At 73.4% G+C, this 11264-nt stretch carries 6 protein-coding genes and 3 pseudogenes; 7 read left to right on the top strand and 2 right to left on the bottom strand.

What is annotated here, in order from left to right:
- Positions 1-602: tetratricopeptide repeat protein (locus tag MXD61_RS07160; RefSeq protein ID WP_248812048.1), on the top strand; the 602-nt coding region annotated here is incomplete at its 5' end.
- 222 nt (positions 603-824) lie between these two features.
- Here MXD61_RS07160 and MXD61_RS07155 read toward each other — a convergent pair.
- Positions 825-1010: pseudogene (locus MXD61_RS07155) on the bottom strand (recombinase family protein); the annotation flags it as partial.
- Positions 1000-1218 (bottom strand): annotated as a pseudogene (locus MXD61_RS07150) (recombinase family protein); the annotation flags it as partial. The pseudogenes MXD61_RS07150 and MXD61_RS07155, both read right to left, overlap by 11 nt.
- A gap of 117 nt (positions 1219-1335) precedes the next feature.
- Here MXD61_RS07150 and MXD61_RS07145 point away from each other — a divergent pair.
- The 6 genes and pseudogenes from MXD61_RS07145 to MXD61_RS07120 form a co-directional block, all read left to right on the top strand.
- Positions 1336-2607 (top strand): annotated as a pseudogene (locus MXD61_RS07145) (nucleotide sugar dehydrogenase); the annotation flags it as partial.
- A gap of 399 nt (positions 2608-3006) precedes the next feature.
- A complete protein-coding gene (locus MXD61_RS07140; protein ID WP_248812045.1) occupies positions 3007-4383 on the top strand; it encodes a choice-of-anchor P family protein in 1377 nt (458 codons plus the stop codon).
- A gap of 311 nt (positions 4384-4694) precedes the next feature.
- A complete protein-coding gene (locus MXD61_RS07135; protein ID WP_248812044.1) occupies positions 4695-6185 on the top strand; it encodes a glycosyltransferase family 4 protein in 1491 nt (496 codons plus the stop codon).
- On the top strand, positions 6182-7387 hold the full coding sequence (locus tag MXD61_RS07130) for a glycosyltransferase (RefSeq protein WP_248812043.1): 1206 nt from the start codon (positions 6182-6184) through the stop codon (positions 7385-7387). Before MXD61_RS07135 ends, MXD61_RS07130 begins: the two co-directional genes overlap by 4 nt.
- Before the next feature lie 213 nt (positions 7388-7600).
- Complete coding sequence (wzy, locus tag MXD61_RS07125; protein WP_248812042.1) at positions 7601-10630, top strand: O-antigen polysaccharide polymerase Wzy; 3030 nt, start codon at positions 7601-7603, stop codon at positions 10628-10630.
- The coding region (locus MXD61_RS07120) for a bifunctional 2-polyprenyl-6-hydroxyphenol methylase/3-demethylubiquinol 3-O-methyltransferase UbiG (protein ID WP_248812041.1) at positions 10627-11264 on the top strand (638 nt) is incomplete at its 3' end. The genes wzy and MXD61_RS07120, both read left to right, overlap by 4 nt.

Raw genomic sequence — 11264 nt, 5'->3', positions numbered from 1 at the left:
AGGACACCCTGGTCCGCCGGCGGCGGATCCTCGGCGACGACCACCCCGACACCCTGGGCTCCGCGTCCAACCTCGCCGTCCGGCTGGCCGACCTGGGTGACCTTGTGGGGGCGCGGGTGCTGGCCGAGGACACCCTGGTCCGCCGGCGGCGGATCCTCGGCGACGACCACCCCGACACCCTGGGCTCCGCGTCCAACCTCGCCCTCCGGCTGGCCGACCTGGGTGACCATGTGGGGGCGCGGGCGCTGGACGAGGACACCCTCACCCGCCAGCGGCGGATCCTCGGCGACGACCACCCCGACACCCTGACCTCCGCGCACAACCTGGCGATGCGCTTGGCGGAGGTGGGGGAGCTGTCCGCGGCGTGTGCGCTGGGGGAGACGGTGGTGGACGGCCGCCGCCGGACCCTCGGCGCGGATCATCCGGACACGTTGGACTCGGCGCACAACCTCGCCGTCGACCTGGCCACCGCGGGCCAGGTCGAGCAGGCACGGACACTGCTGGTGGACACCGCGGCCCGGCGCACACGGGTCCTGGGCCAGGAACATCCCACCACCCAGCAGACCATGCAGGTGCTGGCCGGGTTGCCCGCCGGGGACTGACGTGGGCGGGTCCGACGTCGCGCCGGCCGCTCTCCGCCCACCCACGACCGAAAGTGATCATGTTGGGGTGTGGGTGTCGGCCCGAGGACCTCTCCCTGCCGCGGGGCCGGCGCACGCAATCCGCTCCTCGAACGACTCGGCCGGCCTCCTGAAGCCCGCCGGTTGGGGTGCCGGTAAGGGGTGCCGGTAAGGAATGTGTCACCAGGTGCAAACGGCGATGATCTAGCTGGCCTGTGGCTCGGCGGCGAGTTCGTGGCGGGTGCGGCCGGCGGCGCGGAGTTCGCGTAGGTCGGGGATGTGGTTGTAGAGGGTGCCGGGGCTGACGCCGAGGAGTTTCGCGATCGAGGTGACGCTGGCGTCGGGGTTGGGGAGCATATCGCGGGCGGCGCGGATGATCTCTGGGGTGGGCGTAGACCGTTTCCCGACTGATCCCGAACTGGCGAGCCAGATCGGCCTTGCGCTCCCCCGCGGCGGCCCGCGCGCGCAGGTCACCGGCTTGCTGCGGGGTGAGGGCGGGTCGGCGGCCGGTATAGACGCCGCGGACTTTGGCGGCGGTGATGCCCTCACGCTGGCGTTTGAGGATCAACGCCCGTTCGAACTCGGCGAACGCCCCCATCGGGACGCCGTAGTACCCGCCGTAACCACGACCCGGGTGTGGACGGGGCGCGACGCGGCGGGGGACACGGCGAAGCGGCTACGTCGCTGTATGTGATTGATAAGCAACACTCTGTGGATGGCATCGAACAAGCTAGTGGTGATCGGGCAGGGATACGTCGGGCTGCCGGTGGCTATGCGGGCCGTCGAGGCGGGCTGGCGGGTCGTGGGGGTGGACAACGACGCGGGTCGGGCGGCGCGGCTGGCGGCGGGGCGGTCGTATGTGGAGGACATCTCCGACGGGCAGCTCGAGGCGGCCCTGGCCAGTGGGAACTACCTGCCGACGGCGGACTACGCGCGGGCCGACGGGTTCGATGTCGCCGTGATCACCGTGCCGACGCCGTTGCGGGAGGGCGCGCCCGACCTGTCGTACATCGTCGAGGCCGCGCAGGGGCTGGCGCCGCTGGTCCGGCGGGGGGCGACGGTGATCCTCGAGTCGACGACCTACCCGGGCACGACCGAGGAACTGCTCGCGCCGCTGCTGGCGGAGGGGTCCGGGCTGCGGCCGGGGGCGGACTTCCACCTCGGGTACTCCCCGGAGCGGATCGACCCGGGCAACCCGACCTGGAACCTGGTGAACACGCCCAAGGTCGTCTCCGGGATGAGCCCGGGGTGCCGGTCGGCGGTGACCGCGTTCTACGACAGTCTGGTCGAGCGGACCGTGCCGGTGGCCTCGACCCGGACCGCCGAGCTCACGAAGCTGCTGGAGAACACCTTCCGGCACGTCAACATCGCGCTCGTCAACGAGCTGGCGATGTTCGCGCACGAACTCGGCGTGGACGTGTGGGAGGCGATCGACGCGGCGTCGACCAAGCCGTTCGGCTACCTGCGGTTCACCCCGGGGCCGGGGGTCGGCGGGCACTGCCTGCCGATCGACCCGTCCTACCTGTCCTGGCGGGTGCGGCACAGCCTGGGGCGCAGCTTCCGGTTCGTGGAGCTGGCCAACGACGTCAACGACCACATGCCCGACCATGTGGTGCGCCGGGTCACCGAGATGCTCAACGCCCGCCACCAGCCGGTGGCCGGCAGCCGGGTGCTGCTGCTCGGTCTCGCCTACAAGAAGAACACCGGGGACGCGCGGGAGTCGCCGTCCATCCGGATCGCGGGGCTGCTCGCCGAGCTCGGCGCGCAGCTGCGGGCCGCGGATCCGCATGTCGACCCGGCGCGGTTGCCGGCCCGGGTGCGCCTCGTCGAGGCGAACGCGACCGAACTCGCCGCGGCGGATCTGGTGGTCGTCCTCGTCGATCATGACGCGTTCGATCGTGACCTGGTGGAGCGGCACGCGCGGCTCGTCCTGGACACCCGCCGCTGGCTGCCCGGCCCGCACGACCTGCGCCGCCGCGGCCCGTCCGGGGACGCCTCCGACGGGTCGCGGAGTCTGCCGTTCGACGACCTCGACAGCGACCTCGACCTCGGCCTCGACCTCGGCTCCGGCGTCGGCCCCGGTCCCGGCCCCGGCCCCGGTCCCGGTTCTGAGCACGAACTGGAGCTCGGCCCCGATCGCGAGCTCGGTGTCGCGGTGGGGGGCGAGACGGGCGATTCGGGTGTCGGGGGGGCGTGGGTGCCGGCTCAGGCGCGACCGCGCGAAGACGTGGGTCTCACCGTGGAGTCGCTCTGATCCGGCCGTACGGCGACACGCCCGGAACTCACTCTACGAAACCATCTACTTGCAAGTAGTCACAGCATTGCACCTTCCTTCCCTAGGGTCATCGCTGAAAGTGTTCTCGAACTCACAGGAAGGAGGGATTTGATGCGAAGCTCGTTCCGTGCGGGCCCCCGGGTGGGACTGCGTCGGCTGACCGCCGGCGTCGTGTCCGGTGGCGTCCTCGCGGCCACCCTGGTGGGCGTGGGAGTGGGCACGGCCTCGGCCGTCCCCGCTCCGCTGGCCTATGAGCAGTACGCCTATGGGGCGTCGGCCTCGGTCAGCGGTGTGGTGACGGCAGGGCCGCTGTTCCCGACCGGCATCTCCTGCACCATCCAGCCAGGACTTGTGGCGACCAACGGGGGGCTCGTCAACATCCCCGGTGTCATCAGCGCCGCACCCACGTTCCAGTCCGCCACCACGGCGGAGAGTGGGCCCAACAACAACCAGGTCGCCGTCACCCGTAGCACGGTGGCGAGCGTCAACCTGCTCGGTGGGCTGGTCGGCCTGACCGGCCTCGGGGTCACCGCGACCGCGGTCAACACCGGGTCGGGCGTGGCCACGGCCGGCGCGGTGAGCCTGGGGGCGCTGACGGTCCTCGGGATTCCGATCCCGCTGGGCAGCATCGGGCCCAACACGACGATCGGGATCCCGCTGCTCGGCTCGATCACGCTCAACGAGCAGACGGTGGCGGTCAACGGCATCCGCACCATCGGGGCGCACATCCGCATCCTGGCCGGTGTGAACGCCGGACTGGACGTGATCATCGGTCTCACCCAGTCGCGGTTCCTGAACAAGCCTCCGGTGTTCATGACCGGGGTGGCCTACTCGAACCTGATCGCGGCGGGACCGCTGTCGGTCGGGCCGCTGGTCGCGCAGAGCGTGCCCTGCAACGGGGGTACCTCCACCTCGAACCTGGTCGGGATCAACCTGCCGGGCATCGTCACCACCGGGGTGATCACGGCCACGGGGACGGCGGTGCTCGGTAATCCCACCGGTGGCACGTCCAGGCTCAGTGTGGCGGGAGTGAACCTGCTCGGCGGTCTGATCACCGCGAGTGCGATCACCTCCCAGGCGAACGCGATCAAGAGTCCGGGTTCACCGCCCGCGCTCAGTTCCACCGGGACGCAGTTCGCCAATCTGACGGTCGCCGGAATCCCTCTCGGGGCCAACATCGCACCCAACACGGCGGTGGTCCTGCCCGGTGTCGGGTACGTGGTGCTCAACCGTCAGGTGCAGACGGCCTCCGGCCTGGAGGTGCGGGCGATCGAGGTCGTGATCCAGGTCGGCGGAGTGCTCCCGGTCGGGGCCGTGATCCGGATCGGGGTCGCGTCGATCAACGCCTCCGACACCGGGGCGTCGCCGCTGTCCGCACCGCTGGACGGGCACATCTCCGAGCAGCTGTCCGCGCCGTACGCGACGCAGCTGTGCTCGACCGTGGGTGACACGGCCAAGTGCAACAACATCGACCCCAGCACGTTCTGAGGGGCCGATCGAAGTAACTCTCGGTAGCGGAACGTCGGACGTCGGCCAGTTGGTGCCGGATGTCGGACGTCCGGCGGACCGCCACCGCGAGAACGCGAACCGGGCGGGTGGGTGCTACAGGCCCCACCCGCCCGTTCGTGTGTGAGGCGGGGAAGCCGCCACGTCGTCGCGGATGCGGTGGAGGCGGTGGAGGCGGGGGAGGTCGCGCCGCCACGTCCGGACTCTCCGTGAGTGCTGTGTCTCTATGTAGTCAAACGATGGCGGTAGGTTGTGCACGTCCTGGAGGGGAAAACCAGCGAAGGGTGAACGCCATGCGGGTTGTGGTCGCGACGGAGGCACGGTTCCACCGGGACTCCCGCGGCGTCGTGACAGCCGGCACCCCGAGCGAGGCATACCGCCACTGGGCCTCCTACCTCGGTGTCTTCGACGAGGTGATCGTGTTGGGCCGGGTCAGCCCCGCGCGGTCCGACGCGGCGGCGGCGACGGGCTTCCCGGTCGCGGGCGAGCACGTACAGGTGCTGGAACTGCCGCCCTACCAGGGTCTGTTCGGCTATCTGTGGACCCGCCGCCGGCTGCGTCGCGCGGTGTCGATCGGCCTGCGCCCGGGCGGCCTGCTCGCCCCCACCCGCCGCCAGCGCGCGGTCGGTTCGGACCAGGCCGCCAGGTCCGAGCGTCCGGCCAGGTCCGAGCGTCCGGCCCGGGTGGGAGGGGCGTCATCCGGTGGGCGGTCACCGCACGTTGTCGACACCCGCTATCTGGCGGTGATGCCGGGGCTGGTGGGCGCGACACTGATCGCCGTGCTGCGGCGCCGGAAACTGCCCTACGCCATGGAGATCATCGGCGATGCGGAGGAGGTCGCCGGGGGGATGTTCGGTCGCTGGGCGCGTCGCCCGGCCCGCCGCTGGCTGGCCCGACGGGCCGGCGCGGCCCGGGCCGTCGGCTACGTCACCCGGGAGGTGTTGCAGGCCCGCTACCCGGCGGCACCCGACGTGCCGCAGGCGCACTACGCCTACGGCCGGCTGGGACCCGACGACTTCACCCCCACCGCTCGGCCGCGGGCGCCCCGGCCACCCGCACCGGCGACCCTGGTGACCATCGGTTCCCAGGAGCGCCGCTACAAGGGCCACGACATCCTGCTCGAGGCCGTCGGTCTGCTCGACGCCTGGCGGCATTCGCTGCGCGTCGTCATCGTCGGCGCCGGCCGTCACCACGACCAGTTGGTAGACACCGCGCGACGCGAGGGCCTCGACCGCATCGTCGAGTTCGTCCCGAGCCTGGACCGCGCCGGCGTGCGCGCCCTGCTCGACGACGCGGACCTGTTCGTCCTGCCGTCCCGAACCGAAGGGTTGCCCCGCGTGGTCATCGAGGCCCTGGCCCGCGGCGTGCCGGTCCTCGGCACCGCCGTCGGCGGGACGGTGGAGCTGCTCGCCCGGCAGGACCTCGTCCCAGCGGAGGACCCGCTGCGGCTGGCGATCCGCATCTCCGAGGTGCTCGCGAGCCCCGACACGCTGGCGGAGATGTCCGCCCGCAACCGGGCGGCCGCCGAGGAGTACCACGGCGAACGGGTGGGCGAGCGGGCCAGCGACTTCTACCGCGCGATCGTCGCCTGGGACGCCCCGGAGCGCCCCCGTCCCACCCCCCGTCCCACCCCCCGTCCCACTCCCCGGCCGAACGCCAGGACCCGCCCCCCGACGACCGCCCCCGCCGGGTCCACCGTCGGAGCAGCGGCACCGGCACGTGCGAACCGCGCATCCGGGGCCGTCCCGGCGGCTCGGACGAGGGCTACGGAGAAGGACCGATGACCTCCGAGACGGTGCTCCCGGCCGATCCGCGGGAGGACGCCGAACCGGAGTCGGGATCGGAGCCGGAGTCGGAGCCCCAGCCGCGAGGGCCGGTGCGTGTGCTGGAGGTGCTCGGCCGGATGGACCGGGCCGGGGTGGAGCTGCGGGCGCTGAACCTGCTGCGCCGGCTCGACCCGGACGAGTTCCGCCTCGAGTTCGCCGTCACCTCGGGCGCCGCCGGTTCCCTCGACGACGAGATCCGCGAGCTGGGCAGCGAGGTGCACTACTGCCGGGTCGACTGGCTGTTCCCCCTGCGGTTCCTGCGGCTGATGCGCCAGGTGCGCCCGGACGTCGTCCACTCGGCCGTGGCGACCTTCTCCGGGGTGGTGCTGGTGCTGGCCCGACTCGGGGGTGCGCGCCGCCGGGTGGCGTACTTCGTCAGCAGCGCCGACCGGCACGGGACGAGCCTGCGCGGACAGGTGCAGCGGGCCGTCTGCCGGTGGCTGCTCGACTGGTGCGCCACCGACATCGTCGCCGTGAGCGAGGCGGCGATGCGTGGCCTGTGGCGCGAGACATGGCGCCTGGACGAGCGCTGCCGGATCATCTACAACGGCGTGGAGCTGGAACCGTCCGGGGTGGCGATCGCGGCCCGTCGGCGGGCCGGCGAGCCCGAGATCGAGGAGTCCGACACCGTCACCGTGGTGCACATCGCCCGTCCGGACCCGTTGAAGAACCGGGTCCGCGCGGTCGAGGTGTTCGCCGCGCTGCGCGGCCGCTCGGTGCCGGCGCGGCTGCGCATCGTCGGGCGTCAGGATCCCGTGGAGACCGCGGAACTCACCGTGCTCGCCGAGCGGCTCGGGGTCGCGGCCGAGGTCGAGTTCACCGGTGAGATACGCGAGATACCTCGCCTGCTGGCCGGTTCGTCGCTGCTGCTGGTCACCTCGCTGCACGAGGGGATGCCGACGGTCGTGCTCGAGGCACTGGCGGTGGGGACGCCGGTGCTGTCCGCGGACCTGCCGGGCGTCACCGAGATCGCCCGACTGCTACCCGGTGTGACCACACTGCCCCTGAGTGCTTCCGATGTGCTGTGGGCGGACACCGCCGAGATGCTCACCGCCATCCCCCCGACGCTGGAGCAGCGCCGTGAGGCGATGCGGCTGGTCCGCCGCTCCCCGTTCACCATGGACTCCTGGCAGCGTGACATCACAGCCGTGTGGTCCTAGTCGATGCCTGCCCAGATCCGAGCCGGGGTGCCGCGTGCCCCCCGGCCGCCCCGGCCTGCCAGCATCCGGCGCCCGCCGCGGCCCGTCGCCGTCCGGCGTGCGCCCCGGCCCGCCGCTGCCCGGCGTCCGGTGCGACCCGCCGGTGTCCGGCGGCCGCGAGCTGCCGGCTCCCGGCGGCCGCCGCGATCGAGGGCGGCGGCACAGCGGGCCGCGGTGCTGGCGTTCGTCGGCTGTGGGCTGGCGCTGTTCGTCGTCGTGGCCTGGTCGGCCTCGCTGGTCACGCTGCCCGAACGCGCGGCGGCCAGGGTGTGCGTCCTGGTGGTCGCCGGCGGGGTGCTGCTGTGCGTGCGGGCCCAGCCGCGGGGAGTGTGGGCCTGCTCGTCGGTGTACCTGATCACCCTGTCGGTGTTCCACTTCGGGGTGGCGATGCTGTACGCCACCGGCACCTCGTTCGACCGACTCCGCGCCCAGTACGACTTCCGCTGGCTGGCGGTCTACCCGATGAGCCGGCTGTTCACGATCGCCACCATCGGGGTGCTCGCCGCCACCCTCGGCGTCGCCGCCGTGACCTTCTGGCGGACCCTGCGCCCCGCGACCCGCGCGGACGCGACCCGTCGTCCCGCCGCCCGCACAGGCACCGTGCCCGCGGCGACCCTCATGCCCGCGGCGACCGCCGCCACCGCCGTGACGGATGGGGTGGCGGCGGATGGGGTGGCGGCGGGTGGGGTGGCGCGGCCGAGCCTGCGGGCGCCGGCCGGGTTCGTGCTGGTCGCGGGCTCGGCGGTGGGGCTGGTCGCGATCGTGCTGGGAGCCGGTGGGCTCGGTCTGCTGTTCGGCTCCTACGAGGATGTCGGGCAGACGGCGCTGCGCTCACCGCTGGTGCCCTACGTGCTGTTCGGCCTGTGCCTGGGTCTGGTGCTGGCGGTCATCGACGGGCCGAACCGGTGGCGGCGCGCCACCGTCGTGGTGTTCGTGCTGTTCGCGGTGATCGCACTGCCGCTGGGGCTGCGCTCGGAGGTGATGTTCCCCGCGGTGTCGGCGGCGGCGGTCGCGGCCCGCCGGCGGGTGGTCGTACGCGGCGTGATCGTCCTGCTCGGGGCGGTGCTCCTGCTCGCCTTCATCGGCGGACTGCGGGAGATCCGCCAGTCGGGACTCGCCGCCGTCCGGCTGGAGGCCATCACGTTCAGCCCGGTGGACGGGGTCGCCGAACTCGGCGCGTCGATCCGTCCGATCGGCGCCGTACTGGACTGGCGGGACGGGATGGGTGAGCGTCCGGCACCCGGCTCGACGTTCTACGGGCAGGTCCAACGGCTGCTGTCCGGCCGGGTACTCGGTCGGCCGCAGCCCTCCCAGTTCGACGACGAGCGCCTGTTCAACGTCCTCATCATGGATCGGGAGGGCCCGATCGGGGGGTCACCGATCGCCGAGGCCTACTACAACTTCGGCCTGCCCGGGGTCATCGTGTTCCTGTTCGGCACGGGGCTCGTGGTGGCCTGGATGGACCATGGTCGGTCCCGGCGGGGGACCGAGGCGGCCTGCCTGGTGCTGCTGGTCCCGCTGGTGATCGAGGTCCGTAACGCGTTCGCGGCCGTGCCCTTCCAGGTGCTCCTGGGCCTGGTCGTGCTCGGCCTGATCCACGCCGCCGAGTCCGCCGCCGCCCGCCGCGCCCTCGCCCGCTCCCGCCGCCCGTTCGCCCGTCCGGCCTCGGCCCGTCCGGCCCCGGTCCGGCCCGCGTCCCTCCGGCTACCGTTGCTCCGCCCGGTTTCCGTCCCAGCGGCACCAGCGCTGCCCGGGCCACGCCTGCCCGCGCAGCGTCTGCCCGCGGATGCCGGGTCTTCGCCGCGCGCGGCCACCCGTCCGCTGATGCCGCCGGATCCATGCCCAGGCATCGAGATCGCCGTCGCGGACGCGGACGTCATCGCCCCACCAGCGCGGCCGCGAGGTGCTGGGGCCGGGGGGATCGGTCGGGTGGGACTGGTCGTCACCGGATGGTTGGGGCTGGCCGCCGTCGCGAGCCTCGGGCAGGCCGTGGTCACCGCGCGGATGCTGCCGCTGGCCGAACGCGGGGCGCTCGTCGTGCTGGTGACGGTCTGCGCGTTCGGCGCGCTCGTCGGCGGACTCGGCACCAACGTCGCGTTCCGCCACTACTTCGGCCGAGCTGATCCCCGGGTCGGTCTCGGCCACTACCTGGGACTGTCCCTGGCCGTCACACCGCTGGCCGCCGGGCTGGTGACCCTGTTCTCGCTGCTGCTGCTCAGACTCAGCGGCGGCGCCCGGGTGGACGGCTGGCTGCTTGTCGCCGTCGCCCTGCTGGCCGCGGCGAACCTGCTGGCCGCGCAGCTGCTGGACGCGCTCAACGCCGCCGGTGAGATCAGCCTGTCCGCCGCGTTCGTCGCCGGGACGAGCGTGGCCCAGTTCGCCGTGCTGCTGCTCGGCCCGCGCCATCCCGGCCTGCGGCACATCGTGGTCGTCCTCGCCGCCTGCTGGGGCGTCCAGATCGTCGTGTGCGTGGTCGAACTCGCCCGCCGTGGCCTGCCGGTCCGTCCGCGGCGCGACCGGACGGCCTGGCGACTGCTCGTGAGCAAGGGACTGCCCGCGCTCGGGCTCAACATCGGCGCCACCGTCGCGTTCCGGTTCGACCGGCTGCTCGTCGCGGCCTTCGGTGGAGCGAGCGCGGCGGCGGTGTACTCGGTCGCCTCCGCGTCCTGCGAGGCGCTGCGCCTGCTACCCGGCTCCGTCGGCCAGGTGATCTTCCATCGCAGCGCCCGGGGCACGTTGACCGCCGCGACCCTGCGCCGGGTGACCCTGACGGTGTGCGGCGCGCTGTGCGTCGCGGCCGGCGCGCTGGCGCTCGCCGCGCCGTGGCTGCTGGCGCACCTGTTCGGCGCCGGCTACGGCGCGGCCGTGACGCCGATGCGGCTGCTGCTGGTCGCGGAGCTGCTGCTGGCGCCGTTCCTGATCGAATGCCGGATGCTCACCGGGCTCGGTCGCACCCGCGCGGCCGGCGCCGTGGGCCTGGCCGGCCTGCTGCTGTCGGTGGCGACCTACCCGGTACTCGTGCCGTGGCTCGGTGCGACCGGCGCGGCGATCGGCAGCATGATCGCCTACGGCGCGATGACCCTGCTGGCCCGGCGGGCCCTGCGCGCCCACCTCGTCGCCGGCCACCTGCCGGTTCCCGATCTTCCCACCCCGCCGTTGCCGACGCCCGAACCGGCGCCCGCCACCAGAAGGGCCAGCTCGTGACCTCCACCGTGCCCGCGCACGTCACCCTGGTCGTCCAGCCTGGGCGCCACCGTGGACGGCTGGCGTTCTACCGCCAGAACGCCGACGCCGCCTTCTGGGACGACCTGTGGGACGCCCAGCCCGTCGACTACCGGCGGGCCCGCGGCGGGCACCTGCCCCTGCATCTGCGCCGGGCCGTGCGGCGTTACCTGCCGCCCGGCGGACGGGTACTGGAGGCCGGCTGCGGGCCGGGGGAGTTCAGCGTCGCCATGGCCGCCCGCGGCTTCACCGCCGACGCCGTCGACTGGGCCCCCCGCACCGTGGCACGGCTACGGGCGGCGGCACCGCAGATCCAGGTGTGGCAGGGCGACGTGCGCGCGCTCGAGGTGCCGGACGCCACCTACGACGCCGTCTACTCACCCGGGGTCTGCGAGCACTTCGAGGCCGGCCCCGGCGAGGTGCTGCGCGAGACACTGCGGGTGCTGCGCCCCGGCGGTATCGCCCTGGTCTCCACCCCCTGCTTCAGCCCGCTGCTGCGGGCGGTGGGGCCCGCGCCCCCCCCGGGGGGGGGGCCCCCGGGGGGCCGGCCGGGGGGGGGGGCGGCGCCCCCCCGCGCCCCCCCCCGGCGGCCCCCCCCGGGGGGGGCCCCCCCCCC

It is taken from the genome of Frankia sp. AgPm24 (assembly GCF_023243055.1).
GTDB lineage: Bacteria > Actinomycetota > Actinomycetes > Frankiales > Frankiaceae > Frankia > Frankia umida.
The sequence above is the reverse complement of the archived record's forward strand: the minus strand, read 5'-3'. Positions and strand labels throughout refer to the sequence as shown.

Bases quoted from the DNA above. Each gene is read 5' to 3' on its own strand.
- MXD61_RS07140 (WP_248812045.1), top strand. From the start codon at position 3,007: ATGCGAAGCTCGTTCCGTGCGGGCCCCCGGGTGGGACTGCGTCGGCTG.
- MXD61_RS07135 (WP_248812044.1), top strand. From the start codon at position 4,695: ATGCGGGTTGTGGTCGCGACGGAGGCACGGTTCCACCGGGACTCCCGC.
- MXD61_RS07130 (WP_248812043.1), top strand. From the start codon at position 6,182: ATGACCTCCGAGACGGTGCTCCCGGCCGATCCGCGGGAGGACGCCGAA.